The following is a 25,102-nucleotide window of genomic DNA, read 5'->3' as shown; positions in this document are numbered from 1 at the left end:
AGTCGACGAGAACGGTTGTGAACACGAGCGTATGGACGGGCAATCTACGGAGCTGGCCGAGCTACTGAGCCGTACGGCGGCGGTGGCGACATCGGCGGGAAGATCCGACCTGGTGGATCGAGTCCAGGCGGCGCGCTCGAGAGTGTTGGATCCACGTCGACGCATCATCGTGGTCGGACCGCTCAAGCAGGGCAAGAGCCAGTTCGTGAACTCACTGCTCAACCTGACGGTGTGCTCGGTCGGAGACGACGAGACCACCGCCATCCCGACGGTGGTGTCCAACGCCGAGAGCCTTTCCGCGCAGCTCGTACTCGCCGATCCCGGCAACGAACCGATCCGAGTGGACGTTCCGCCCGAGGAGATCACGACGGTCACCCCGGCCAGTCCGCTGGCCCAGGGCCGGGAAGTGTTGCGTCTGGACATCGGGGTGGCGAGCCCGCTGCTCGCCGACGGTCTGGTGCTGGTCGACACCCCCGGTGTCGGTGGTCACGGAAATCCGCACGCTGCAGGAACATTGGGGCTCATTCCGTCGTCCGACGCGGTGCTCGTCGTGTCCGACGCCTCCCGCGAATTCACCGAGCCGGAACTGTCGTTTCTGCGTCAGGTACAGGGGCTGTGCCCGGCCGTGGCGGTGCTGATCACCAAGATCGATCTCTATCCGCACTGGCGGCAGATCGTCGAGGCCAATCGTGGACACCTGGACCGCGCCGGCATCGACGTGCAGATGCTGCCTGTGTCGTCTCTGTTGCGTTCGCACGCACTGCGTTTGAACGACGAGGAGCTCAACGCCGAGTCCGGCTTCCAGCAGCTCTACGCGTTCCTGCGTGACGACGTGGTTGCCCGGGCGGATGTGCTGGCACGCTCGTCGGTCTCGCTCGACGTCCGTTCGGTCACCGAGCATCTGACGCTGTCGTTCGGCAGTGAGCTTGCGGCACTGAAGGATCCGGAGCGCGCTGCCGCGGCCGTCGCGGGGCTGCAGCGCGCCAAGGCCGCGGCCGAGGAGCTGCACAAGCGCTCGTCGCAGTGGCAGCAGACACTCGGGGACGGTATCGCCGATCTCGCGTCCGACATCGATCACGACCTGCGCGACCGGTTGCGACGCGTCACCAGGGAAGCCGAGGAAACCGTCGACGAGGGGGATCCGGGCAAGGATTGGCCGCAGCTCGGCGAGTGGCTCGAGGAACAGATCGCTGCGTCGGTGGGCGACAACTTCGTCTGGGCTCACGAACGGGCACTGTGGCTTTCGGAGCTGGTGGCCGAACACTTCGCCTCCTCCGGGGCGGCAGCACTACCCGATCTCGACGTCGGCGATCTGGACAACGTCCTCGATCCCGTCTCGTCCCTGGCCGATCTGGAATCCGGTCGTATCGGAATCACGCAGAAGGTGCTGGTGGGAATGCGCGGATCCTACGGCGGTGTGCTGATGTTCGGCCTGATCACCACGTTCGTCGGTTTGAGTCTGCTCAATCCGATCTCCATCGGCGCGGGTGTGCTGCTCGGCACCAAGGCGTACAAGGAGGACAAGGAGAACCGCGTCAAACAACGGCGTTCCGAGGCCAAGATCGCGATCCGACGTTTCACCGACGACGTCAGCTTCCAGGTGGGCAAGGAGTCCAAGGACCGGCTGCGGCAGATTCAGCGAGTCCTGCGTGATCACTTCACGTCCATCGCCGAGCAGACGCTGCGGTCGCTCAACGAGTCGCTGCGCTCGGCGCAGGAAGCCGCCGCCGCCGACAACACCGACCGCGCTGCTCGCATCGCTGCGCTGGAGAACGACATGCGCGTGGTGGCCGAACTGAATGCTCGGGCAGTGGGACTCGTCAAGGACGTCGCGGTATGAGCGTGGCGGCTCTGGCCAGGGCACGCGACCTCATCTCGGCGGCGCGATCGACGTACTCCGGTGATGCCGAGGCATCCTGGATGCTCGACGAATGCCTGTACCGCTTGGACGAGCCGCTGCGGGTGGCACTCGCGGGATCGCTCAAGGCCGGTAAGTCCACACTGCTCAATTCTCTTGTCGGACAGGACATTGCTCCCACCGACGCAACGGAGTGCACGAAGGTCGTCACGTGGTACCGCAACGGCGTCGCTCCCGCCGTCACGGCCTGGTACGACGGTGACCGGGCTGCGAACGTCCCGGTGCAACGGCGGGACGGACGATTGACCTTCGATCTCGGGTCGTTGACGGCCGCGCAGGTCGACCGACTGGACGTCGAATGGCCTGCAAGTGCTCTGGCGCAGACGACGATCATCGACACCCCCGGTACCTCGTCGCTCTCGCGAGACGTGTCGGCGCGTACGTTGGCGATGCTCACGCCCGAGAACTCGTCCTCGGGTGCAGACGCCGTCGTCTATCTGCTGCGCACGCTCAATGCGACCGACGTGTCGTTTCTCGGGCAGATCGGTGCGCACGTGGGCGGTGATTCGGGACCGCTCGGTGTGATCGGTGTCGTCTCGCGCGCCGACGAGGTGGGGTCGGGGCGAATGGACGCGATGATGTCGGCCAAGGAAGTCGCTGCGCGATTCGCGTCCGAACTCGAGGCCACCGGCCTGTGCCAGGCGGTGGTTCCGGTCGCGGGTCTGCTGGCGCTCGGTGCGGAAACGTTGCGGCAGAACGAGTTCTCGGCATTCGAGATGTTGGCCACGGTGCCGACCGAGGATCTGCAGTTGGCGATGCTCTCGGCCGATCGATTCGTACGTGCAGAAAGCACGCTACCGGTCGACGCGGCGCTGCGAGCCAGCATCGTAGACCGTTTCGGGCTGTTCGGTATTCGGATGGCCGTGACGTTGATCAGGCTCGGGGTACGCGATTCACCCACGCTGGCTGCCGATCTGGTCGAGCGCAGCGGGCTGACCGAACTTCGGTCGGTGATCGACGTGCAATTCGGTCAACGCGCCGACCAGCTGAAGCTGCACTCGGCTCTGGTTGCCCTGCAACGGATTCTGGAGTTCCGTCCGGAATCGCAGGCGCTTCGCACCGAGGCCGGGCGAATGCTCGCCGATGTGCACGGCTTCGCCGAATTGCGTCTGCTCGGCCGATTGCGCTCCACCACACCGAAACTGCCCGACGGCGGACTGCTCGAGCTGCAGCGCATCATCGGCGGCTTCGGCATCGCCGCCACCGAACGCCTCGACCTGCCTCCCGATGCCGGTCACGCGCAACAGCGAGACACCGCGCTGGCGGCGGTACACAAGTGGCGAGCACTGTCCTCGCATCCACTGTTGGACCGATTCACCTCGACCTCGTGTGCCACGGCGGCCCGCAGCGCGGAAGGAATACTCGCCTCACTTGCGTGAGGATCCCCGGGGCAGGAGGGCCACGATCGTCGCAGCGACAGCCGTGCCCGCCACGACGAACGGCCCCCACTGCAGAACGCCGCCGAGCAGTGCGGAGGCGTCGGACACGAAGGTCGAGAACGTGACTGCCGCTCCGATGGTCAGGATTCCGACCGCCCCCATCAGGACCTTCGACGACGTCGCCGCGTTGCGCAGTAGATTCAGTGCGACGAATCCCAGCAGCACGAGCACCGCGGCTGCGGCACCACTGGACAGCAGCGTGGCCGAGGCGGTGTTGCGGACGTCGGCGGCACTTGCCGTCGAATCCTGCTGTGACACCGCAGTTTCGACGCCGGAGAGCACGGACTCCCAATTCAGCGCGATGGCGGCGGCCAACGTGAGAATCAGGGCCGCTGTCAGCGTCCACAGCGCGCTTGCGACCTTGGGTAGGACCGACCGAGACGGCTCCTGCCGTGGCCGCAGCGGTTCGACGGCAATATCGGGCCGCGGTGGTTGCGGACGGGGAGGTAGGGGCCTCCGCGATGTCGGGTCGTTCTGTTCTTCGGCCACGGGCAGGAGTCTATCCGTCGGTGGGGGAGCCCTGCGGTCTCAGCGCAGCACCACCGGCACACCCTCGTACGGGCGCAGCGTCATCGGGAAACTGTTCAGTTCGTCCACCGTGGCGATCTCGTTGTCGTCCGATACGTCGACGGCCGTGGTGCCGGGCACCAGGTGCTTCGACTGGATGGTCGCGCTGATCTCCTCGGACGAGAAGTTGAGCACCGTCGCCTGGATGGTTCCCTGCCCGAGTTCGTGCACCATCACCAGTAGACCCTTGTGCGAGACGGTCGGGATGTCGATCTGCTGGGCGGTGGCGATACCGAACTTCTTGCGCAACTCGATGATTCGCGCCAACTGGCGGGCGAACGACTGCGGATCCGCCAGCTGCTCCGGGAGCGAGCCGTACAGGCTGCGCCCGCGGGGGATGCCGGATTCGGAGCGCACGGCCTCGGGGAAGTACCCCATCAGATCGTGTGCGCCGCGGTTGATCCAGCGGGTGTCGCCTTCGCGGATGAGGTCGTCGACCTCCTCGGCGTCGATCGGCAGGATGCCCAGTAGATCCCAGCCTGACAGTGCGAACACGCCCGGTTGCAACGCGTTGTACATCGCGAGCAGCAAGTGGGCCCGCTTGACCGTTTCGATGTCTCGCTCGTCCATCCGGTCCAGATCGCGGATCCCGAGCGATGCGGTGATCACACTTGCTGTGGTGCAGGCGATTCCGTTGGTGGTGAACGTCCGGTTGTACGGTGCCCAGCGCCCGGTGAGTCGATCGGTCAGCTCACCGCGGATCCGGTCGCCCAGATCGCTGCCCTTGACCGCCTCGCCGCCGTAGGTGAATTCGTCCTCGGCGTGCAGGGTGGCGAAGTGGATGAGCTCGAACGTCATCTCGTCGTGGTTCTGCAACGCGTGCACCAGAGACGCCGTGTCGACGCCGTGATCGCGCGCCAGAGTCATGGTGAGCCTCAGGAACTCGGTGTTTCCCATGACGAGCGCGTGCTGATAGGCCGGGCGATTGATGAAGTCGTACGACAGGTCGGCACCGTTTTCACCCATGGCCTTGATGTCGTCGATCGTCAGGTTCAACTCCTGGAAGGTGAACCCACCCATCTTGCGCACCACGCTGGCGATCAGGTGGTTCGCCGCCTCGGACAAGGGGTGGCCCTCGGACCAGCCCGGGCCTTCGGCTCGACGCTCCACACCGAGAAACCCGTTGGCGTCCAACCGCAATGCGCCTGCACCCAAATCGGCGATGGAATGGCACGCGTCACCGATCACCAGTCGCATGCCGGCGAAAGAAGGGTCGAGCCAGTTGATCGACGGCTGACCGGCCTTGAAGTAGTGCAGGTACACCCAGCGACGCTCGACGCCGTCGATGCCGACGACGGGAGGTGTTGCGCTCCAGTTGGTTTCCTTCACGCCGAGCTCGTAGAAGATCACGCGCTGCAGCTGGCCGATGATGTATCCGGCGCGGGCGAGATTGGCCTCGGCCTCGGCGTCGATGTTCTGCGAATCGGCTCCGGCCCGCACTCGGGGCAGCAGATGCCAGTCCTGCGGTTCGATCTCGACCATGTGGTAGATGCCGGGGTAGTCGGCCACGGCCATCTCGGCGAGCCGGAAGTCCGCACCCTTGCCGGTGTGGCCGGGCACGATGTCATCGATCACGATGCCGTCGTACGCCGACGCCACTACGCAGAGGCGTCGGAACTCTTCTTCCGATCCGAACGCGGGGTCGATCTGCATGCCGATGCGGTCGAAGTGACCGTCGACCGACGGGGTGGGACGCCAGCCGTGAATGCCGCCAGCCACCTTCACCGGGCCGGTATGCACTGCGGTGACACCGATTTCGGAAAAGGCCTGCCACAGCTTCTCGTCGCCGAGTGTGCTGAGGAAGCTCGTCTGCGGGGCGTTGATCACCGAGATGGGATACGCGGTGAACCACACCGGTGCGCGCTCGACGGCGGCGCGAGGATCGGGGTCGGCGTACGGGTTCTGCCACATGCTGCCCTTGCCCGAGAGTTGCTCGGCAATGAGCTTGGCGTCGCGCAGCATCGACTGTTCGGTGAGCCAGTCCACGTACTCGGGGTTCGACGCCACCGGCTCGCTGTCGGGTGTGGGGCTGCTGCTCCTGTTGGCGCGACGCACCGAAGGTCGAAGTGGTTTCGGCCGAGCCGGATAGAACTTCTCGTCGTAGGTGATCTCGCTCGGTTCGTGCTGCACTTCGGGATCCATGTGCCTCCGTAGCCTCGCTTTTCCTCAACCCTACGTAGGGCGCGGCCGATCCGCAGGGTTGTGGTTCCCCTGATCGGCGACCGGTGAAACCTGGCTCACCGACCGGTGAAACGTACTCCGAACTACATCGATGTGATTCGTCAGGGGCGTTTTCCTTCGATATGCGAACGTCATCGAATCGAGACCGCCTGGTGTGGAATGTCGGATTCCGATAGGACATAGTGAGTTGAGTACCAACTGACCCATCTGTCACATCAGACTCATGAGTCACATCCCCTTCAGCTACAGGAGTTGTTCATGCGACGTCTTGCCCGCACATCGATCCTGGCCTCGACGGCCGCTCTGGCCGCCGCCATCGGTGCGGTTGCCCTCGCACCGGCCGCATCGGCCGAACCTGCCCCCGAACCCGTCGGCCCGCTCGGCTCGGTGGTTCTCGAAAGCCCCGACCTCGTGGTGACCATGGCCGCCGTCTGCGACATCACGGTCGAGGACGCACCCGAGGGCGGCGTCGTCGCACTTCAGGTCAAGGTGGACAACGTCGGTGCGGACGACGCGTCGAACGTCAACGTCAACTACGGCGCACTGCCGGGCGTGCAGGGTCAGAACACCGAGACGACCATCAAGGCAGGCGAAGCCGCCACGTACACCGTGCCGTCGGTCGATCGTGAATGGATGGCCCGCCCCGCCGGTGCCGCAGCCTTCGCCAGCGCACTCGACGCGAACTTCCTCGACAACATCACCGGTGGACTGCTCACCCACAGCTGCATCCCCGCCCCGGTCGAAGAGCCTTCCGAGTAACTCCCCCGCAACACTTTCTCCCCGCTGCGCCGCGACGATCCCCGTGATCGTCGCGGCGTACTGCTGTGGAGGGGCTTCGCCCCACGTGCGCGGAGACCTCATCGGGTCGTTCCGCAGGCTCCACTCCTGCCCTCGTAGCAGGGGTCGAGTTTTCGCTCACATGCGGCGCAGCCGCTCCCCGGGGAACAAATTCGCCACACCCTCCGTTGTGCAGGTCAGCAGCCTTGAGTGGATGAGGCTCAAGTTGGAAGTTGACGCGAAAGATCGCGTTGTGCAAACTTGAGCGGAGTTCGCTCACCCAGGGACTGAACCCCAGCAATAACAGGAGGAAACATTATGGCTCGTGCGGTCGGTATCGACCTCGGGACCACCAACTCGGTCGTGTCCGTCCTCGAGGGCGGCGAACCGGTTGTCGTCGCCAACTCCGAGGGATCACGCACCACCCCGTCGATCGTCGCTTTCGCCAAGAACGGTGAAGTGCTGGTCGGCCAGCCCGCGAAGAACCAGGCGGTCACCAACGTCGACCGCACGATTCGCTCCGTGAAGCGCCACGTCGGCACGGACTGGACCGTGGAGATCGACGGCAAGAAGTACACCCCGCAGGAGATCTCCGCGCGCACGCTGCAGAAGCTCAAGCGCGACGCCGAGGCCTACCTGGGTGAGGAAATCACCGACGCGGTCATCACCGTTCCCGCGTACTTCGAGGACGCACAGCGCCAGGCCACGAAGGAAGCCGGCCAGATCGCCGGCCTCAACGTCCTGCGCATCGTCAACGAGCCCACCGCGGCCGCTCTCGCATACGGCCTGGACAAGGGCGACAGCGAGCAGACAATTCTCGTGTTCGACCTCGGTGGCGGCACGTTCGACGTCTCGCTGCTGGAAATCGGCGACGGCGTCGTCGAGGTCCGCGCGACGTCCGGCGACAACCACCTCGGTGGCGACGACTGGGACGAGCGCATCGTGACCTGGCTCGTCGACAAGTTCAAGGCTCAGAACGGCATCGATCTGACCAAGGACAAGATGGCGCTGCAGCGTCTGCGTGAGGCTGCCGAGAAGGCGAAGATCGAACTGTCCTCCGGGCAGAGCACCTCGATCAACCTCCCGTACATCACGGTCGACGGCGACAAGAACCCGCTGTTCCTCGACGAGCAGCTCAGCCGCTCGGAGTTCCAGAAGATCACCTCCGACCTGCTCGATCGCACTCGTGCGCCGTTCCAGGCAGTGGTCAAGGACTCCGGCATCGCCGTCAAGGACATCGACCACGTCGTGCTCGTCGGTGGTTCGACGCGTATGCCCGCAGTCTCCGAGCTGGTCAAGGAGCTCTCCGGTGGACGCGAGCCCAACAAGGGCGTCAACCCGGACGAGGTCGTGGCCGTCGGCGCTGCACTGCAGGCCGGTGTGCTCAAGGGTGAGGTCAAGGACGTTCTGCTCCTCGACGTCACGCCGCTGTCCCTCGGCATCGAGACCAAGGGTGGCGTGATGACCAAGCTCATCGAGCGCAACACCACCATCCCGACGAAGCGGTCCGAGACCTTCACCACCGCTGACGACAATCAGCCTTCGGTGCAGATCCAGGTCTTCCAGGGTGAGCGCGAGATCGCCTCGCACAACAAGCTCCTCGGCTCCTTCGAGCTGACCGAGCTGCCCCCGGCTCCTCGCGGCGTCCCGCAGATCGAGGTCACCTTCGACATCGACGCCAACGGCATCGTGCACGTCACGGCCAAGGACAAGGGCACCGGCAAGGAGAACACGATCAAGATCCAGGACGGCTCCGGTCTGTCCAAGGAAGAGATCGACCGCATGGTCGCCGACGCGGAAGCTCACGCAGACGAGGACAAGGCTCGTCGCGAAGAGGCCGAGGTCCGCAACCAGGCCGAGTCCCTCGTCCACCAGACGGAGAAGTTCGTCAAGGACAACGAGGACAAGGTCGACGCCGAGCTCAAGGGACGCGTCGAAACCGCCATCGCCGACGCCAAGTCGGCTCTCGCGGGCAGCGACATCTCGGCAGTCAAGACCGCCGTGGAGAAGCTCTCGACCGAGTCGCAGGCTCTCGGCACCGCCATCTACGAGGCTCAGGCCAAGGAGCAGGGCGGCGCAGAGGGTGGCGCGCAGGCCGCTGACGACGGTGTCGTCGACGCAGAGGTTGTCGACGAGCCCGCCGACGACACGGACAAGAAGTGACGTCGGACAACACCGAGCAGGAACCGGTCACTTTCGTGGACAAGCGAAAGATCGATCCCGAGACCGGTGAAGTACGGGAAGGTGACGCAGTTCCGGAGCCCCTCGTGGGCACCGGGGCTGCGCCCCAGCCCGACTCGGTGGACGAAGGGACCGTCGACGGCGACGTAGTGGAAGACCCGCGTGACACGCAGGTTGCAGAGCTCACCGCAGATCTGCAGCGCGTCTCGGCGGAGTACGCCAACTACCGGCGTCGCACCGATCGTGAGAAGCAGACCGGAGCGGAGAACGCGAAGGCGTCCGTCGTCTCGCAGCTTCTTCCGGTTCTGGACGACCTCGAGCGAGCCCGCCAGCACGGCGACCTCGAAACCGGACCGCTCAAGGCAGTGGCAGACAAGTTGGCAGGGGTGTTCTCGAACATCGGCCTGACCACTTTCGGAGCCGAGGGCGACGCCTTCGACCCGGCCATCCACGAGGCTGTCTCCCACGAGGGCGACGGCAGCAGTCCGGTCGTCGGAACGCTGATGCGTCCGGGCTACAAGCTCGGCGAGCGCGTCCTGCGGACCGCGATGGTCGGCGTCGTGGACAGTGCAACACAAGAATCGGATGCACCCGCGTCCGACGAGCAGTAGAGAAATAGCGCGAGAGGAGGAAACGCCCGGTGAGCCAGCGGGAGTGGATCGAGAAGGACTTCTACAAGGAGCTGGGCGTTTCCTCCAGCGCGACTGCAGAAGAGATCAAGAAGGCGTACCGAAAGTTGGCCCGGGACAACCATCCCGACGCCAACCCCGGCAACGCCTCGGCCGAGAACAAGTTCAAGGCGGTCAGTGAGGCGCATGCCGTCCTCGCCGACCCGGCCAAGCGCAAGGAATACGACGAGGCACGAAAGCTGTTCGCCTCCGGTGGTTTCGGTAACCGTGGCGGAGGTGGATTCTCGCCCGGCGCAGGCGGATTCGGCGGCGGTGGGCAGACCTTCGACGTCGGCGACATCTTCGGCCAGGGCGGCGGCGACGGCGGAATCGGCGACCTGTTCGGTGGCCTGTTCAACCGCGGTGCGCAGCAGCGGCCTCAGAACAATCGACCCCGACGCGGCAGTGACGTCGAAACCGAGACCTCGCTGCAGTTCCGTGAAGCGGCACAGGGCGTTACGGTTCCCCTGCGGTTGACCAGCCCGTCCTCGTGCACCACCTGTCACGGCAGCGGCGCAAAGCCCGGAACCAGCCCGCGGGTGTGCCCCAAATGCAACGGCCAAGGCGTCGTCAACAGAAACCAAGGCGCGTTCGGCTTCAGTGAGCCGTGCGACGACTGCCGCGGTACCGGATCCATCATCGACGACCCGTGCGTCGACTGCCGCGGTACCGGAGTGCAGAACCGCACCCGCACCATCACCGTGCGCGTCCCGGCCGGCATCAGCGACGGCCAGAAGGTTCGGCTCGCCGGTCAGGGCGAAGCCGGCTTGCGCGGAGCGCCGTCCGGCGACCTGTTCGTGACCGTTCGGGTCAAGCCCGACAAGGTGTTCGGCCGAACAGGCGACGACCTGACGGTGACCGTTCCGGTGAGCTACGGAGAACTGGTGCTCGGCACCACGCTGTCGGTGCCCACCCTCGAGGGGCGCGTCGGAGTGAAGGTGCCACCGGGCACCGTCGACGGCCGAGTGCTACGTGTGCGTGGCCGCGGTATCCCGAAGAAGTCCGGCACCGGCGACCTGATGGTGACCGTCAAAGTTGCCGTCCCGCAAAAACTGGACGATGCTGCTACCGACGCTCTGAAGAACTATCTGGAAGCCGAGAAGGCCAGCGGATTCGACCCGCGGGCCGGGTGGGCAGGTGTGTGATGTCGGTCCCTCCCGAGGGCGGATCCACGAAAGCTGTTGGCGGGCAAGCTGATCCCGACGCCCAGGTCTTCGTGATCTCCGTCGCGGCACAGTTGGCAGGTATGCACGCGCAGACGCTGCGTACGTACGACCGGCTCGGGCTCGTCACCCCGCATCGCACCACCGGCGGCGGTCGACGCTACTCGCCGCGTGACGTCGCACTGCTTCGCGAAGTGCAGCGACTCTCGCAGGACGAGGGCGTCAACCTCGCCGGCATCAAGCGCATCATCGAACTGACCAACCAGGTCGAGGCACTGCAGGCCCGGGTCTCCGAGCTGGCTCAGGATCTGGCCAACGTGCACGCCAGTTATCGCCGTGACCTGGTGCCGATTCAACGCAATGCCCTGGTGGTCTGGAAACCGCGCCACCAGCGCTGAATTCGAGGGTGCGCCCTTCGCCCTTCACTGTTCGCAAACGCGCGCGCGTTCGTCAGGTGCGCGCGGATTCGCCGGCGATCGGTCGCTATTCCGCGCGCGTTCGGCAAACGCGCGCGCTTTTGCCGACTCGACCGGGGGCGTCGTCGGGGACCATGGCGGCTGCTGGGCAGCTGAGGTCGGGTTGATCGGCGGGTGTTGAACCCGGGTCTCTGCTGCACACGTCCTCGCACACGCGTGCGCGTTCGCCAGGTGCGCGCGAATTCGCCAGCGATCGGTCACTATTCCGCACGCGTTCGGCAAACGCGCGCGCTTTTGCGGCGTCGGCCGGGGGCGTCGGCGGGGGCGACCGGGGCGGGGGCGCACCTCGACAGGCCTCGACCGGGGCGACGGCATCGAACCCCGCGCGCGTGTGCGAGGCATTCCGCGTCGGCCCCTATCCTGGTTCACATGCAGGCGTGGAGTTCGACGGTTGTTCAGTATCATCGCCTTCGGAACGATCTTGCGGTGATCAGACTCGAGGGCGATGCTGTGCCGTTTCAGGCAGGCCAGTCGGTGTCGGTCACGGTTCCCCAGAACGCTGCTCTGACGCGGCGATATTCACCCGCTCTGCCGCCTTCGCGAGACGGGAAACTGGAATTCCACGTTCGAGCCGTTCCGGCCGGTTGGGTGAGCGGTTCGATCGTCAACGAGACGCGGCCCGGTCATGTGTGGCAGATCAGCGATCCGCAGGGCAGTCTGCATGTCGACGATTCGGGGCGCGACGTCGTGATGATCGCGGGCGGCACCGGCCTCGCTCCGTTGCGCGCGATTCTGCTCGACCTCACTCGCCGCCAACAGCCGCCGAACGTGACGCTGTTCGTCGGCGGCAAGTCGCCACGTGATCTGTACGCCGGCGACATGCTGTGGTTGATGGCGGCGGAGTTGCGGTGGTTGACGGTGGTACCCGTCGTCGACCAACTGCACGAGCCGTGGGCGTCGGATCGATGGAACGACCGCATCCATGCCGAGATCGGTTCCAGCGCAAAGTTCTTCGAGCCCGAGCATTGCTGGGAGGGCAGTGTGGCCGACGTCGTCGCCACGCAGGGGCCGTTCCCGGATCGCCAGATCCTGGTCTGTGGCTCGCCGGGAATGGAAGCGGCGACCGTGCGCGCGCTCGTCGAGATCGGCACACCACTCGACGCCATCCGCCGCTGAAGCGGGAAGCCCAGCAATCAGGGCAGCTGCAGTATCCGTCGCAGATGCGCCAGGTCTTCGTCGGATACCGTCGTGAATTCCGGCGGCGGGGCGTCGGCGATCGCTCGGGCCTTCGCGGCGAGCCGGCGTCCGGCATCGGTGAGTCCGATGATGCGGCGTCGGCGATCGTCGGGATCCTCGGTGCGCATCACCAAGTCGCGTTTCTCCAGCTCGCGAACGTTGAGGGATATGTACGGCGCATCGGACGCAAGAATCTCGGCCAACTCGGTCACCGTCCGATCGCCCGTGAGCAACTTGGTGAGCAGCTTGGCTCGCAGGAAGCTCATCCCGGTGGCGTCGGCGACGGCTCGGCGGGTGTCGTGCTTCTCGAGCATCAGCGCGCGCATCTCGCGCCAGACGAGGGCTGCCTCCGAGTCGGTCATACGAGCACCGGTTGGTCGATTCGGTCGGCGGTCGAGCGGGCCCACCTGCCGGTGGTGACCACTGCGAGCACGGTGACGACCACGCCCGCGCCCGCGATGACGAACCACGCCGGAACTGCTGCGGCGGTGAAGCCGTCGGAGATCTCGCCGACGATGCTCGCCGTGACGATGGATCCGACGACGGCCACGCCGAGCGATTGACCCACCTGCCTGCTCGTCGACGCGATGGCTGATGCCACTCCGGCCTGACTGCGCGGCATTCCGGACACCGCGGTGTTGGTGATCGGGGCGTTGACCATGCCGAAGGATATTCCGAAAATCACGTACGCCACCGCAAGCCACGCGAACGACGTCGTCGGAGTCAGGCGGGTGAGCATCAGCGCCGAGGTGACGAAGCCGATTCCCGCGACGAGCAGCGGAATGCGCGCGCCCAGGGTGCCGACGATGCGGCCGGAGATCGGCGCGAAGATCAGCGTCATCAACGCCATCGGCAGCGTGTACAGACCGGCGTGCAGTGGGGAGTATCCGCGTACGTCCTGCAGGTAGAGGGTGTTGAGGAACAGGAATCCGCCGAGGGACGCGAATGCGCACACGGCGATCACCGTCGCTCCGCTGAACGGCGCGCTCCGGAAGAACTTCAGTTGGATGAGCGGTTCCTCGATTCGCGACTCGACCACCAGCAGCCCGACGAGAGAGCCGACGGCGACAGCGCCGGTGAATACGATCAGCGGCGATCCCCACCCCTTCGCGGGACCTTCGATGATGGTGAACACCAGGGACACGAGGAACGCGAAGATGAGGAACTGGCCGGCCGGGTCGAACTTGCGTGAGTGCTCGGCCTTCGATTCCGGGACGAATTTCAGTGTCATCGCCAAAGCGAAGATCCCGACGGGGACGTTGATCCAGAAGATGGACTGCCAGCCGGCACCGGTGACGAGGATGCCGCCCAGCGCCGGGCCTGCCGACATCGAGATTCCGACGACGGCACCCCACATTCCGATGGCTCCGGCACGTTCTTTCGGATCGGTGAAGGTGTTGGTGATGATCGACATCGCGACAGGATTCATCATCGAGCCGCCGACGGCCTGCAGCATGCGGAAGGCGATGAGCCAGCCGAGCGACGGTGCGATGCTGCACAGCAGGGAGCCGAGGACGAACGTTCCGGTGCCGATCAGGAAGAAGCGCTTGCGGCCGTACTTGTCGGCCATCGAGCCGCCGAGCATCAGCAGTGATGCTACGACCAGCGTGTATGCGTCGATGATCCACTGCAGACCCGATACCGATGCGTTCAGATCTGCGCGCATCGACGGCAGCGCGACGTTCACGATCGTGTTGTCGGTGCTGACGAGAAACAGACTCAGGCAGCAGATGCCGAGCACGAGATACCGGTGTCGTCGAGTCAACTCGGCCACGTTCACCTCCGCGATAATGCTTGTACTTATATAACTATTACATGAGTACTCCTAAATTGTTCGACGAGCAAGTGAGATGCGGGCAGGGCGCGCCCGATAGGGTGTGTGTCACAGACTTGCTCGGTGAATGGAGAACAACAGTGGCTTCCGAGATCGCACCAGGCGACCTGGTTCAGGCGTCCGGGCATGCAGGCCCGTGGAAGGTGCTCGAGATCCGTCAGGGTCTGGCGTTGCTCGAGCATCACGACGGTCATCGGTTGTCGGTACGTACCACCACGGTCGAGGTGGTGCGGAAGGCGTCGAACAGTGAGGGTTCGGCCCGGCAGGCCGAGGCAGAGGCCGACAGTCCCTCACTGTTCGACGAGAGCTGATCTACCGCTTTCTGCCGTCGACGGCGTACTTGAGGCGCAGCGACTTCGAGATCTGCTTGTACTCCCGCAGCTTCTCGCTGCGAGCTCGGGCGTCCTGCCTCGACATGGCCCAGGCATTCTCGCGCAACAGTTTTCGGTAGTTGCCCAGTCGTCGTTCGGTGAGCTCACCTGCGTCGACGGCGGCAAGCACCGCGCAGCCGGGTTCGTGTTCGTGCGCGCAGTCACCGAATCGACACGACGCGGCCAGTTCTTCGATGTCGGAGAAGGCGCTCGCCACAGCGTCTTCCGACCCTTGGACGCCCACCGAACGCAAGCCCGGGGTGTCCAGCAGCACCAGGGCAGAGGACGGGATCGGCACCAATTCCCGATGCACCGTCGTGTGCCTGCCTTTGCCGTCGGCCGACCGGGTGGCACCGGTTTCCAGAACCGAACCACCCAACAGAGCGTTACCGAGCGTCGACTTTCCGGATCCCGACGGCCCGATCAAGGCGACCGTTCCGCGCAGATATGCTGTCAGTGAGGCGATTCCGCTGCAGTCGACCGCGCTGGTGGTGCACACCTCAACGCCCGGCGCGGCGGCCAGCACCAACTCCTCGGCGACGCTACCGCTGTCGGTCTTGGTGATCGCGACCACGGGAACGGCGCCGCTGCCCCAGGTGAGGGTGATGTAGCGCTCGACGCGGCCGAGGTCCAGGGCCGTGTCCGACGCCACCGTGACGACGACGGTGTCGACGTTGGCTCCGAGAACCTGTGTGTCGGAGGTGGATCCGGCGGAGGCGCGTTCGATGGCTGTGCGGCGAGGGAGGGTGGCAACGAGCCTGAACGAGTCCAGTGTCACCCAATCCCCGGTGCAGATACCGGTGCCGGTGCAGCGGACGATGCCGCTGTCGGTGACGGCGTCGAATTCACCTCGGTCGACGCGAACGACGCGGGCGAGAGTTGTTTCCTGGGAGAGCTTTTCGAATTCGGTCAGCCAGTGCTGATCGAGGCCGTAGTGGTCGAGTGAAGACATGCGAGGTCCTTGGGGGAGGAGGAACGGGGGTTCGGGTCCGTCGATGTCCGGGTGGCCACGATGCCACCTCCTCACTGTCTCGATGCACGAAAAAACCGTCGACGGCAAAGTAGCAGCCGTCGACGGTGTCGGGAAAGCGATTTATCGGCTGAGGTTGGTGCCCTCCGCCGGCGCTGCGAGTGCGGTCAGGAAGGAGCGGGCCCAGCGATCGACGTCGTGCGCGAGCACTTGCCTGCGCATGGCCCGCATGTGGCGTTTGCCTGCCTCGGGTTCCTGCTCCAGTGCGCCGATGATGGCGTCCTTCACGCTGTCCAGGTCGTGTGGGTTGCACAGGTACGCCTGGCGCAGTTCTGCTGCGGCACCGGTGAATTCGCTGAGCACCAGCGCGCCACCGAGATCGCTGCGGCAGGCGACGTACTCCTTGGCGACGAGGTTCATGCCGTCACGCAGCGGCGTGACCAGCATGACGTCGGCGGCGACGAAGTAGGCCAGCAGATCGTCGCGGGGGATCGGCCGGTGCAGATAGTGCACCACGGGGTGGCCCACCTGGCCGTACTCGCCGTTGATTCGGCCCACTTGCTGCTCGATTTCGCCGCGCATGGCGACGTAGCTCTCGACGCGTTCACGGCTTGGTGTCGCCAACTGCACGATGACGTTCTCGGCGGGATCGACGCGGCCCTCTTCGAGCAATTCGCGGAACGCGTTGAGCCGAACGTCGATTCCCTTGGTGTAATCGAGTCGATCGACGCCGAGCATGATGCGCTTCGGGTTGCCGAGATCCTTGCGCAGTTGCTTCGCGCGATCACGGACGGCCTTGGAGCGAGACTTGGTGTCGAGATCACCGGAATCGATGGAGATCGGGAACGCGCCGACTCGCACGGTTCGGAAGCCGACCTGCACGACGCCCAACTTGGACCGCACTCCCACGGTGCCGCGGGACGTGGTTCCCCCGGCGAGGCGTCGGGCAAGGTAGAGGAAGTTCTGCGCGCCACCAGACAGGTGGAAACCGATGAGGTCGGCACCGAGCAGCCCTTCGACGATCTCGGTGCGCCACGGCATCTGCATGAACAGCTCGATCGGCGGGAACGGGATGTGCAGGAAGAACCCGATGGTCAGGTCGGGGCGCAGCATCCGCAGCATCTTCGGGACGAGCTGGAGCTGGTAGTCCTGGATCCAGACCGTCGCGCCCTGTGCTGCAGCCTCGGAGGTCTTCTCGGCGAAGCGGCGGTTGACCTCGACGTAGGCGTTCCACCAGTCGCGGTCGTACTCCGGCTTGACGATCACGTCGTGATAGAGCGGCCACAGCGTCGCGTTGGAGAAGCCCTCGTAGTACTGGGTGTACTCCTTCTCGCTGATCGTGACCGGACGCAGTTGCAGGCCGTCCTCGACGAACGGCTCGACGTCGACGTCCGAGACCCCCACCCACCCCACCCAGGCACCCTTGTTGGCGCGCAGGATCGGTTCGAGAGCGGTGACCAACCCGCCTGGGCTTCGCTTCCATCGTGTGCTTCCGTCCGGAAGCTTTTCCAGATCGACCGGCAACCGGTTGGCTACGACGACAAAATCCGAACCCTGCGAGGCGTCAGCCACAACTGTCCAATCCGCTTGTAGATCTCTGGGGGAGCCAGTCCTGCGAAGGTGCTACTCGCTCTCGCCCTTCACAACAGGATCTATACCCAACATCGACAGCAACATGCGGCATTCGTCGGCATCGGTTGCGTAGGCGGCGACGACGCGCTGAGCCTGGCTGGCCGTCTCGTACTCGAGTGGGACGATGTCTTCGTCGGCGATGTCGTTGTCGGTCGAAGTCTTGGCAGGCATGGTGTTCTCCGTATTCTCTGCTGGGCTTACACGGTGTTCGTTGGTCCCGACTCTATGTAAATGTGGCGTCCCATTGCCACTTCCCGATGCCATAGGCTGCAGCAAATGACCGATTCTGTGCCGCTCCGCCATGCTCGGACAGTGGTGGAGGAGCCTTCTCCGGCCACCGGCTCCGCGATTCTGCGACGCACCGTCCGACGCCATCGCGCCCGACTGATCGTCTCGTCGCTGCTGTTCGGAGTGCATCAACTGTGCGAAACGATGGTCCCGGTGGCGATCGGACTCATCGTCTCGCGGGCCATCGACACCGGTGACGTGACGGCGATGATCGTCTCGCTGGTCGGTCTGGCGGCCTTGTTCGTCACCCTGTCGTATGCGTGGCGGTTCGGTGCCCGCATCATCGTCGTCGCCATCGAGCGGGAGGCGCATCTGGTGCGCGTGGAGGTCGCCGGTCGTGTCCTCGATCCGCGGGGTGTACGTACCGAGCTTTCGGCGGGGGAATTGCTGACGGTCTCGACGTCCGACGCCGAGAAGGAGTCCTGGATCCTCGATCTGATCGCGCGGGTCTTCGCGTCGGCCGTGGCGGTCGTCGCGTCGGCTGTGGCGTTGTTGATCATCGACGTTCCCCTGGGCCTTGCCGTCGTGATCGGGACCCCGGTCATCTTGATCGCGCTGCAGCGCCTCGCTCCACTGCTCACCCGCGCAGCAACCGCCCAGCAGGCCCAGATCGCCGGTGTGTCGGGTATGGCCACCGACCTGGTCAGCGGTGTCCGGCCGCTGCGTGGCATCGGTGCCGAGAACGCCGCGACCGAGCGATTCGTGACGTCGAGCAGAACGGCATTGGCGGCGACTCTGAAGCTGGCTCGCGCGAACAACGTCTATCAGGGCTTGTCGGCAACGGTCAACGCGTTGCTGGCAGTCGGGATCGCCGGTACCGCCGGCTGGTTCGCGCTACAGGGCCGAATTTCGGTCGGTGAGTTGATCACTGTCATCGGCCTTGCGCAGTTCGTCATCGAACCCCTGACCGGATTGGCGAGGATTCCCGGTGTGGTGGCGATGGTGCGCGGATCGGCCGACCGACTGGCCCTGGTGCTCGGTGCGGAACACGTTCTGCCGCAGTCGGAATCCGCGGTGCCCGCGGCGACCGATCTCGGCGTCGACAGCGTTCGGTTCCGATCGCTCGACGGCCTCACCTTCCGGGCAGAACCGGGCGAGATGCTCGGCGTGGTCGCCTACCGGCCGCAGGACGGGGAGGCGCTCGCCGCGCTGCTGTCCGGTCAGATCTCCGGTGCCGATTACACCGGATCTGTTCGCGTCGGCGGCATTCCGGCGGGAAAGATCGATCTTCGACGCTCCCGCGAGACCGTTCTCGTCGAGCCGCACCTCACCGACCTGTTCGCCGGAACAGTCCGCAGCAACGTCACCGCCGGGCGGGAGCGGCCCGACGCCGAACTCGACCGAGTGCTCCAGGCATCCGCGGCCACCGACGTCGTCGAATTGCACGAGGCCGGTCTCGATCACGCCGTCACCGACCGCGGAGCCAGCCTGTCCGGCGGCCAACGCCAACGAGTGGCGTTGGCGCGAGCGCTGTCGGTCGACGCCCCGGTCCTGGTACTGCACGACCCAACCACCGCCGTCGACGCCGTCACCGAGCACGCCATCGCCCGCGGCATCGCCGAACTCCGGCACACCGAAAGAACATCGCAGACAACGATCCTCATCACCACCAGCCCCGCGCTGCTGTCGGTGACCCATCGCGTTCTCGTCGTCGACGACGGCCGCGTCGTCGCCGAGGGAACGCACCACGATCTCGCGTCCTCGGACGCGCAGTACAAGGACGCGGTGCTGCGATGACCACCCCTGAACTTCTTCCGATCGCCACCGGAGCCCGATCCGGTCGGTGGTTGCTGGAACAGCTGAAACTACGACGGGCACGTACGGCGGTCACGCTGCTTCTCGGCGCACTTGCGGCGGCGATGTCGCTGGTGCCGGTTTATGTCTTCGGGGTCCTGGTCGACCGCGTCCGCGACGGGGCCGACTCGTCGACGATCGTCGGGGTCGTCGTCGTCATCTCGGTGGCCGCGGTTGTCGGCGGCATCGTCACCGGTTTCAGCGGCTATCTCATCAGCACTTTGGGTGAGGGCATTCTGGCGTCGCTGCGCGAGGCCGTCGTGCGCCGCGCGCTGCATCTGCCGGTGGCCACGCTCGAGCGAGTGGGCAAGGGCGACTTGCTCTCCCGGGTGGGCGACGACGTTGCGGTGATGGCCAAGTCGATCGGTGAGGTGATCCCGCAGCTCGTCGGTGCGTTCCTGCTCGTATGCCTGAGCATGATCACGATGCTCGGCATCGACTGGCGGCTGGGCCTGGCTGGGCTCGTCGCGCTGCCGATGTACGTCCTCGCGCTGCGCTGGTATCTGCCGCGCTCGGCACCGAAGTACGCGGCCGAACGCGTGGCGATGGGCGAGCGAGCGCAGTCGTTCGTCAGCAGCATGCAGGGCGCGAAAACCGTTCGTGCGTACGGACTCGAGTCGGCGCATCTGAAAGAGATCGATCGGGCGTCGGCGAAGGCCCGCGACATCGGTGTCGACGTGTTCCGCTTGTTCACCCGATTCGGATCGCGAAGCAATCGCGCCGAATGCGTCGGACTGTCGGTGATCCTGTTGGCCGGATTCCTGCTGGTGCGCGGCGATTACGTCACCGTCGGTGAGACGACCGCTGCGGCGCTGCTGTTCCACCGACTGTTCAATCCGATCGGCACCCTGCTGTTCACGTTCGACGACATCCAGTCCGCCGGAGCGTCTCTGGCCCGGCTGGTCGGTGTCATCGACATTCCCGACGAGCGACCCGTCGGCGACGGGTCCGTGCCGTCCGATGCCACCTTGGACGTCACCGATCTGCGACACGAGTACGAGTCCGGCCACGAGGTTCTGCACGGAGTGAACCTGCGGGTCGGCGCAGGGGAGACCGTCGCTCTCGTCGGATCCACCGGCGCAGGCAAATCCACGATTGCAGCGATCGCGGCAGGCTCGATGGCGTCGACGTCGGGGACGGTTCGTGTCGGCGGCGCATCACTCGATGCGCTGGGCAGTGAGGGCCTGCGGCGACACGTCGCGATCGTCAGCCAGGAAGTGCACGTGTTCGCCGGCCGATTGATCGACGACGTGTTGCTTGCCGCCCCGGATGCCGGCCGTGACGACGTCGAAGCCGCACTACGCACCGTCGGAGCGTGGGCGTGGGTCGAGGCGCTCGAGAACGGCCTCGACACTGCGGTCGGCGAGGGTGGACATCAGCTGACCGCGGCTCAGTCGCAGCAATTGGCCTTGGCGCGTTTGGTTCTCGCCGACCCGGCCGTCGCGGTGTTGGACGAGGCCACCGCGGAAGCCGGCAGTTCCGGTGCGCGAGATCTCGAAGCTGCGGCCGAGGCAGCGACCAGGGGACGCAGCACGTTGATCGTCGCGCATCGGCTGACGCAGGCCGCTGCCGCCGACCGCGTGGTGGTCCTCGAACACGGCAGAATTCTGGAACAGGGCCCGCATGAGGAGCTGGTCGCGGCCGGTGGACGATACGCACAGCTGTGGGAGGCGTGGCAGGGTCGCTGATTGCTTTAGCGATTTGCCTAAAGCTATTAGGTTTGGTTACGGTGTCCTCGAAAGAACGAGGAGGCCGGTATGGCACGCGCAGGATTGACCGCGCAACGCATCGTGGCAGCAGGAGCGGATCTGGCCGATGAGGTCGGCTTCGATCGCGTCACCGCCAGTGAGCTGGCCAGACGCTTCGACGTCAAGGTGGCGAGCCTGTATTCGCACCTGAAGAACGCGCACGAGTTGAACGTCGGGATAGCGCTGCTGGCGTTGGAGGAACTGGCCGATCGGGTGTCCGAGGCGCTGGCAGGCCGAGCGGGCAAGGACGCGTTGGTGGCCGTCGCCAATGCGTATCTCGGTTATTCGCGGGAGCACCCCGGTCGCTATGCGGCGACGCAGTTTCCACTCGATCACGAGACTGCTCTTGCGAGTGCGGGAGTGCGTCACTCGGCAATGATGAAAGCGATCCTCCGGGGGTACGACCTCGGCGAAGAGGATCGGGTACACGCAGTTCGATTGCTCGGCAGTGTGTTTCACGGCTATGCCAGCCTCGATGCGTCGGGCTCGTTCGGTCACAGTGCGCCCGACTCGCAGCAGTCCTGGGCTCGCATCCTCGACGGAATCGACACACTCTTACAGCACTGGAGGCAGTGACATGGAACCGATCTCCGAGCGCGACATCAGGTCGTCGTTCGTCAACTCGTCCAAGGGGGACGCCGGAAGGCTCTCTCTTCCCGAGATGTTCGACGCTGTGCCGTGGAGCGATCTCGACTTCTTCGGTTGGGTCGATCCCAAGCTTGCCGGGAGGAGTTACATCGTCGTTCCTTCCGCGGATCGACTGTGTGGAATCTCGTTGCGCTACAAGGTCGGTGGTCCACGCACAGCGCAGATGTGCAGCATCTGCCTCACCACACACGCGAACGGTGGCGTCTCGCTGATGGCTGCCGCGAAGGCAGGCGAATCCGGCAGGCGCGGCAACACGGTGGGTACCTACATCTGCTCGGACCTCGCGTGCTCGCTCTACGCGCGAAAGAAGAAGACCCCGGCGTTGGGCCGTCAGTTCAAGGAAGACTTCGATGTCGAGACCCGCACCGCGGCAGTCGAAGACAACATCGCTGCGTTTCTCGCTCGCGTCCTCGATTGATCAAGTGGTGGTGTGCACTCGGATGCCGATCGCCTCGGGTTCGATGTCGTCGCGCAGCACGTATCGCCTGTCGTAGTCGCCGTCGTTCTGGGTGCGGTAGGGGATGGGCTGGTCGGTGAACAGGCTCTTCACTCGCTGTACTAGTCCTGATTCTGCGGCAGCGTAATCGGTTTCGGTCATCCGGTCGGCGCTGGCGATCAACACCGGCGGCAGTACGGACATGCCGGTGTAGAACAGGATGCCGTGCTGAATCGGGTACAGCAGCTCGTGCAGGTCGCCGTTGATGCCGCGTGGGGAGACGGTGTGTTCGCTGCCGCCCATGCTGACGACGATCATCGCCCGCTTCCCTGCGAGCATTCCGTCGCCGTAGCGCCGCGAGCGGCCGTCCGCACGCCTGATGCCGTATCCGAATCCCTCGACGAACACGCGATCCACCCAGCCCTTCATGATCGCGGGCATCGAGAACCACCACAGCGGAAACTGCAGCACCACGGCATCGGCCCGTAGCAGTTTCTGTTGCTCGGCCACGATGTCCGGGGTTTGGGTGCCGGCCGCGAGGGCTGAGCTCGACGCGTTGGCCACCTGGAATCGCTCGGTCGGATCGTGGTCGTAGTCTGCTGGCCGGATCAACGGATTCCACTGCATCGCATACAGATCCGACTGCTCGACGGTATGGCCGTCGGCGTGGAGTTGCTCCAGGGCTGCCTTGCGCAGGGAGCCGTTCAGCGAGCGAGGTTCTGGATGGGCATAGACCCACAGGATGTTCATGCCTTCGATCCTGGACCTCGCCGCACTTCGGAACCAGTGGCATGAACGACAACATGTGAAAGAATTCGGCCATGACGCATCGCATCGCGGTCTACGTGCGCGACGGTCTCCTCGCCATGGAACTGGGCATCGTGCACCGTCTGTTCGGGCAGGCGCGATCCGAGTCCGGCGAGCTGCTGTACGAGGTGGTCACCTGCACCGACGTACCCGGCCCGGTTCGCACCGACTCCGACGTTCGCATACTCGTCGAACGCGGGCTCGAGGCTGTGGCCGCTGCGGACACCGTCATCGTGCCCGCTTCCGACGTCGACTACGAGACCGACCTCGCCGCCGCCTCGCCGCCATTCGACGTCGTGTCGAGTCAGAGGTTGGCGTCCATCTGCACGGGCGCTTTCGTCCTCGCTGCGGCAGGTTTGCTCGACGGCAAACGGGCTACGACACACTGGAAGTCGGCCGCACGTTTCGCGGAGCTGTATCCGCAGGTGCTGCTCGACCCCAACGTGCTCTACACAGAGGACGGCAACGTGTTGACCGCGGCAGGCGAAGCATCGGGAATCGATTTGTGCCTGCACATGATTCGACAGGACTTCGGTGCGGCCGTGGCCAATCGGGTGGCGCGCGGAACCGTCGTACCTCCCCACCGCAGCGGCGGGCAGGCGCAGTACATCGACACTCCCGTGCCGCGGACGCACAGTACGTCTACTGCCGACGCGCAGGAGTGGGCACTGCGCAATCTTGGGTCGGCGCCGTCTGTGGAGGATCTGGCTCGGCACCAGGCGATGAGTGTGCGGACGTTCTCACGCAAGTTCGTCGCCGAAGTCGGTGTCTCCCCGGCTCGCTGGATCGCGGCGCAACGCGTCCAGCGGGCACGGGAGTTACTCGAGAACACAGATCTGACCGTCGAGCGCATCGCGCACGACACCGGATTCGGCACCGCGACATCGTTGCGAAACCAGCTTGCTGCGGAGTTGGGGGTCTCGCCCAGCGCATACCGAGCGACGTTCAGGGTTGGTGGTTGACGCTCCTACCACGAGGCGTCGACATGTTTGGGGTCTCGAATCCTTCTGCAGGGCAATGGTTTTCGATTGAACTATGGTTGCCAGTCGAACGCGCATTCGATACACTTGCTTCCATGACCATGAAGATCTGGCAACTGAGCGAGAGCGAACTGCTCGCCGACGCCGCCGCGGTCTCCCACCGAATCCAGTTGCTCGAGGCCCGCCGGATCGCTCTCGTCGCCGAGAACCACCCCTGGTTCGTCCCACCAGCAACTGTGGATCCGTATCGACAACCCAGACCATCACACGCCCGCGCAGGCCCCCACATCGCCTGAACCCGCCCACAGACCACTCCAGCCCCGCACCGAAACACCGGTGCGGGGCTGGAAAAGGTTGCTCGTGAGCTCGATTCGAGCTGTCAGTCCTTGTTCTTCTCTGCGATGAACAGCTTCTCGATGCGCTCTGCCTCGTCCTTCTTGGCGGCGGCCTCGTCGGAACGCTCGGCGGCCTCGGCCAGTTCGGCCTCGGACGGCGCGGCGGCCAGCTTCTCCTGCTTGTCGACCTGAGCCTGCTGCGCCTTCTTGCGATCCTCTGCGGCCTTCGCGGTGGCAGCGGCCTGCTCGTCGGCCTTCTTCTTCTTGGCGGCGGCTTCACGCTCGGCATCCTGAGCGGCCTCGCGCTTGCGTTGCTCGGCCTCCTGGCGGGCGTCACGTGCGGCTTCCTGGGCGGCGGCGTCGGCTGCGCGGCGATCCTTTTCGGCGGTCTCGCGAGCCACCTTCAGTTCGTCGTTGGCTGCGGCCTTCTTGGCCCGAGCTTCGGCGTCGAGGCGCGCTGCCTCGGCACGGTTCTCGGTGCTGTCGACCAAGGTCTCGCCGCGATCGGCGAGTCCCTTGTCTCCCAACAGGTTTCCAACGGCACGGTCCAGTGAACCGAGCGTGTGCTCGTACACCAGGCGCGCAGGTGACTCCGCGTTCATCTTCTCGACCACGTTGGTCTCGATGAGCTGCAACGGAATTCGAGCGATCTTGTACTGAATGCGAAGAATGGTCATCGGTATGGCTAGGACGCTCATGAAACGAAACTCCTG

At 65.2% G+C, this 25,102-nt stretch carries 24 protein-coding genes; 15 read left to right on the top strand and 9 right to left on the bottom strand.

All coding sequences use genetic code 11. The features are described 5' to 3' along the window. The first annotated feature begins 31 nt into the window (after positions 1-31). The gene (locus AB0362_RS05860; protein WP_094640824.1) at positions 32-1,840 is read left to right on the top strand and encodes a dynamin family protein; all 1,809 of its coding nucleotides are present in this window, start codon (positions 32-34) and stop codon (positions 1,838-1,840) included. Continuing rightward, positions 1,837-3,297 carry a dynamin family protein gene (locus AB0362_RS05855; protein ID WP_300523479.1) on the top strand — a complete coding sequence of 487 codons (1,461 nt, stop codon included), beginning with the start codon at positions 1,837-1,839 and terminating at the stop codon, positions 3,295-3,297. The genes AB0362_RS05860 and AB0362_RS05855 overlap by 4 nt, the downstream gene beginning before the upstream one ends. Here the strand turns inward: AB0362_RS05855 and AB0362_RS05850 are convergent. Both AB0362_RS05850 and treS read right to left on the bottom strand, forming a co-directional pair. Next, positions 3,286-3,846, bottom strand: a complete 561-nt coding sequence (locus AB0362_RS05850) for a hypothetical protein (protein ID WP_366235134.1) — start codon at positions 3,844-3,846, stop codon at positions 3,286-3,288. The two genes, AB0362_RS05855 and AB0362_RS05850, sit on opposite strands and share 12 nt — an antisense overlap. 39 nt (positions 3,847-3,885) lie before the next feature. Continuing rightward, complete coding sequence (gene treS, locus AB0362_RS05845) at positions 3,886-6,066, bottom strand: maltose alpha-D-glucosyltransferase (protein WP_283347411.1); 2,181 nt, start codon at positions 6,064-6,066, stop codon at positions 3,886-3,888. Positions 6,067-6,363: 297 nt separating this feature from the next. Here treS and AB0362_RS05840 point away from each other — a divergent pair, with 297 nt between their 5' ends. From AB0362_RS05840 to AB0362_RS05815, 6 genes are all read left to right on the top strand, one after another. Then, positions 6,364-6,864 carry a Pro-kumamolisin, activation domain family protein gene (locus AB0362_RS05840; RefSeq protein WP_366235133.1) on the top strand — a complete coding sequence of 167 codons (501 nt, stop codon included), beginning with the start codon at positions 6,364-6,366 and terminating at the stop codon, positions 6,862-6,864. 336 nt (positions 6,865-7,200) lie between these two features. Then, positions 7,201-9,045, top strand: coding sequence for a molecular chaperone DnaK (gene dnaK / locus AB0362_RS05835; protein ID WP_269594981.1), 1,845 nt, complete (start codon positions 7,201-7,203; stop codon positions 9,043-9,045). Continuing rightward, complete coding sequence (gene grpE, locus AB0362_RS05830; protein ID WP_283347409.1) at positions 9,042-9,674, top strand: nucleotide exchange factor GrpE; 633 nt, start codon at positions 9,042-9,044, stop codon at positions 9,672-9,674. The genes dnaK and grpE overlap by 4 nt, the downstream gene beginning before the upstream one ends. A 29-nt stretch (positions 9,675-9,703) precedes the next feature. Beyond that, positions 9,704-10,876: a molecular chaperone DnaJ gene (gene dnaJ, locus AB0362_RS05825; protein WP_068055903.1), complete on the top strand. Its 1,173-nt coding sequence runs from the start codon at positions 9,704-9,706 to the stop codon at positions 10,874-10,876. Continuing rightward, positions 10,876-11,292: a helix-turn-helix transcriptional regulator gene (locus AB0362_RS05820; RefSeq protein ID WP_366235132.1), complete on the top strand. Its 417-nt coding sequence runs from the start codon at positions 10,876-10,878 to the stop codon at positions 11,290-11,292. The genes dnaJ and AB0362_RS05820 overlap by 1 nt, the downstream gene beginning before the upstream one ends. A gap of 447 nt (positions 11,293-11,739) precedes the next feature. After that, positions 11,740-12,486 carry an FAD-binding oxidoreductase gene (locus AB0362_RS05815; RefSeq protein WP_094686892.1) on the top strand — a complete coding sequence of 249 codons (747 nt, stop codon included), beginning with the start codon at positions 11,740-11,742 and terminating at the stop codon, positions 12,484-12,486. Positions 12,487-12,503: 17 nt separating this feature from the next. Here the strand turns inward: AB0362_RS05815 and AB0362_RS05810 are convergent, their stop codons facing one another. Both AB0362_RS05810 and AB0362_RS05805 read right to left on the bottom strand, forming a co-directional pair. Next, the gene (locus AB0362_RS05810) at positions 12,504-12,908 is read right to left on the bottom strand and encodes a MarR family transcriptional regulator (protein ID WP_366235131.1); all 405 of its coding nucleotides are present in this window, start codon (positions 12,906-12,908) and stop codon (positions 12,504-12,506) included. Beyond that, entirely contained in the window at positions 12,905-14,320 is a 1,416-nt protein-coding gene (locus AB0362_RS05805; RefSeq protein ID WP_317547931.1) for an MFS transporter, read from the bottom strand. The genes AB0362_RS05810 and AB0362_RS05805 overlap by 4 nt, the downstream gene beginning before the upstream one ends. A gap of 140 nt (positions 14,321-14,460) precedes the next feature. On the opposite strand from AB0362_RS05805, the gene AB0362_RS05800 reads away from it, so the two are divergent. Continuing rightward, a complete protein-coding gene (locus AB0362_RS05800; RefSeq protein WP_317547932.1) occupies positions 14,461-14,691 on the top strand; it encodes a hypothetical protein in 231 nt (76 codons plus the stop codon). A gap of 1 nt (position 14,692) precedes the next feature. Here AB0362_RS05800 and rsgA read toward each other — a convergent pair whose 3' ends face one another. From rsgA to AB0362_RS05785, 3 genes are all read right to left on the bottom strand, one after another. Further along, on the bottom strand, positions 14,693-15,703 hold the full coding sequence (gene rsgA / locus AB0362_RS05795) for a ribosome small subunit-dependent GTPase A (RefSeq protein WP_366235130.1): 1,011 nt from the start codon (positions 15,701-15,703) through the stop codon (positions 14,693-14,695). A 141-nt stretch (positions 15,704-15,844) separates the two neighbouring features. Further along, positions 15,845-17,293, bottom strand: a complete 1,449-nt coding sequence (locus AB0362_RS05790; RefSeq protein ID WP_094686889.1) for a trehalose-6-phosphate synthase — start codon at positions 17,291-17,293, stop codon at positions 15,845-15,847. A gap of 51 nt (positions 17,294-17,344) precedes the next feature. Further along, positions 17,345-17,524 carry a hypothetical protein gene (locus AB0362_RS05785; RefSeq protein ID WP_068055931.1) on the bottom strand — a complete coding sequence of 60 codons (180 nt, stop codon included), beginning with the start codon at positions 17,522-17,524 and terminating at the stop codon, positions 17,345-17,347. A gap of 105 nt (positions 17,525-17,629) precedes the next feature. Here AB0362_RS05785 and AB0362_RS05780 point away from each other — a divergent pair, with 105 nt between their 5' ends. The 4 genes from AB0362_RS05780 (at position 17,630) to AB0362_RS05765 (ending at position 22,249) form a co-directional block, all read left to right on the top strand. Continuing rightward, positions 17,630-19,378, top strand: a complete 1,749-nt coding sequence (locus AB0362_RS05780; RefSeq protein ID WP_366235129.1) for an ABC transporter ATP-binding protein — start codon at positions 17,630-17,632, stop codon at positions 19,376-19,378. Beyond that, positions 19,375-21,123, top strand: coding sequence for an ABC transporter ATP-binding protein (locus tag AB0362_RS05775; protein WP_366235128.1), 1,749 nt, complete (start codon positions 19,375-19,377; stop codon positions 21,121-21,123). The genes AB0362_RS05780 and AB0362_RS05775 overlap by 4 nt, the downstream gene beginning before the upstream one ends. 69 nt (positions 21,124-21,192) lie before the next feature. Then, a complete protein-coding gene (locus tag AB0362_RS05770; protein ID WP_366235127.1) occupies positions 21,193-21,759 on the top strand; it encodes a TetR/AcrR family transcriptional regulator in 567 nt (188 codons plus the stop codon). A gap of 1 nt (position 21,760) precedes the next feature. After that, the gene (locus tag AB0362_RS05765) at positions 21,761-22,249 is read left to right on the top strand and encodes an FBP domain-containing protein (protein ID WP_068055942.1); all 489 of its coding nucleotides are present in this window, start codon (positions 21,761-21,763) and stop codon (positions 22,247-22,249) included. Here AB0362_RS05765 and AB0362_RS05760 read toward each other — a convergent pair whose 3' ends face one another. Beyond that, positions 22,250-23,017 (bottom strand): NAD(P)H-dependent oxidoreductase, encoded by a 768-nt coding sequence (locus AB0362_RS05760; protein WP_366235126.1) that lies wholly within the window; start codon positions 23,015-23,017, stop codon positions 22,250-22,252. It lies immediately after the preceding gene. Positions 23,018-23,088: 71 nt separating this feature from the next. Between AB0362_RS05760 and AB0362_RS05755 the strand changes: the two genes are divergently transcribed. Together AB0362_RS05755 and AB0362_RS05750 are read left to right on the top strand one after the other, a co-directional pair. After that, positions 23,089-24,036: a helix-turn-helix domain-containing protein gene (locus AB0362_RS05755; RefSeq protein ID WP_366235125.1), complete on the top strand. Its 948-nt coding sequence runs from the start codon at positions 23,089-23,091 to the stop codon at positions 24,034-24,036. A gap of 113 nt (positions 24,037-24,149) precedes the next feature. Next, on the top strand, positions 24,150-24,350 hold the full coding sequence (locus AB0362_RS05750; protein WP_366235124.1) for a hypothetical protein: 201 nt from the start codon (positions 24,150-24,152) through the stop codon (positions 24,348-24,350). 83 nt (positions 24,351-24,433) lie between these two features. Here the strand turns inward: AB0362_RS05750 and AB0362_RS05745 are convergent, their stop codons facing one another. Then, entirely contained in the window at positions 24,434-25,087 is a 654-nt protein-coding gene (locus AB0362_RS05745) for a hypothetical protein (RefSeq protein WP_068055945.1), read from the bottom strand. Positions 25,088-25,102 lie beyond the last annotated feature (15 nt).

This window comes from Rhodococcus sp. NPDC079359, assembly GCF_040702585.1.
GTDB lineage: Bacteria > Actinomycetota > Actinomycetes > Mycobacteriales > Mycobacteriaceae > Rhodococcoides.
This window is presented reverse-complemented; position numbering and strand designations above follow the sequence as displayed.

What these genes read in the sequence shown, in the direction of transcription:
- AB0362_RS05860 (WP_094640824.1), top strand. Translation starts at nt 32, where the DNA reads ATGGACGGGCAATCTACGGAGCTGGCCGAGCTACTGAGCCGTACGGCG.
- AB0362_RS05855 (WP_300523479.1), top strand. Translation starts at nt 1,837, where the DNA reads ATGAGCGTGGCGGCTCTGGCCAGGGCACGCGACCTCATCTCGGCGGCG.
- treS (WP_283347411.1), bottom strand. Translation starts at nt 6,066, where the DNA reads ATGGATCCCGAAGTGCAGCACGAACCGAGCGAGATCACCTACGACGAG.
- AB0362_RS05840 (WP_366235133.1), top strand. Translation starts at nt 6,364, where the DNA reads ATGCGACGTCTTGCCCGCACATCGATCCTGGCCTCGACGGCCGCTCTG.
- dnaK (WP_269594981.1), top strand. Translation starts at nt 7,201, where the DNA reads ATGGCTCGTGCGGTCGGTATCGACCTCGGGACCACCAACTCGGTCGTG.
- AB0362_RS05820 (WP_366235132.1), top strand. Translation starts at nt 10,876, where the DNA reads ATGTCGGTCCCTCCCGAGGGCGGATCCACGAAAGCTGTTGGCGGGCAA.
- AB0362_RS05815 (WP_094686892.1), top strand. Translation starts at nt 11,740, where the DNA reads ATGCAGGCGTGGAGTTCGACGGTTGTTCAGTATCATCGCCTTCGGAAC.
- AB0362_RS05810 (WP_366235131.1), bottom strand. Translation starts at nt 12,908, where the DNA reads ATGACCGACTCGGAGGCAGCCCTCGTCTGGCGCGAGATGCGCGCGCTG.
- rsgA (WP_366235130.1), bottom strand. Translation starts at nt 15,703, where the DNA reads ATGTCTTCACTCGACCACTACGGCCTCGATCAGCACTGGCTGACCGAA.
- AB0362_RS05785 (WP_068055931.1), bottom strand. Translation starts at nt 17,524, where the DNA reads ATGCCTGCCAAGACTTCGACCGACAACGACATCGCCGACGAAGACATC.
- AB0362_RS05780 (WP_366235129.1), top strand. Translation starts at nt 17,630, where the DNA reads ATGACCGATTCTGTGCCGCTCCGCCATGCTCGGACAGTGGTGGAGGAG.
- AB0362_RS05775 (WP_366235128.1), top strand. Translation starts at nt 19,375, where the DNA reads ATGACCACCCCTGAACTTCTTCCGATCGCCACCGGAGCCCGATCCGGT.
- AB0362_RS05770 (WP_366235127.1), top strand. Translation starts at nt 21,193, where the DNA reads ATGGCACGCGCAGGATTGACCGCGCAACGCATCGTGGCAGCAGGAGCG.
- AB0362_RS05765 (WP_068055942.1), top strand. Translation starts at nt 21,761, where the DNA reads ATGGAACCGATCTCCGAGCGCGACATCAGGTCGTCGTTCGTCAACTCG.
- AB0362_RS05760 (WP_366235126.1), bottom strand. Translation starts at nt 23,017, where the DNA reads ATGAACATCCTGTGGGTCTATGCCCATCCAGAACCTCGCTCGCTGAAC.
- AB0362_RS05755 (WP_366235125.1), top strand. Translation starts at nt 23,089, where the DNA reads ATGACGCATCGCATCGCGGTCTACGTGCGCGACGGTCTCCTCGCCATG.
- AB0362_RS05750 (WP_366235124.1), top strand. Translation starts at nt 24,150, where the DNA reads ATGACCATGAAGATCTGGCAACTGAGCGAGAGCGAACTGCTCGCCGAC.
- AB0362_RS05745 (WP_068055945.1), bottom strand. Translation starts at nt 25,087, where the DNA reads ATGAGCGTCCTAGCCATACCGATGACCATTCTTCGCATTCAGTACAAG.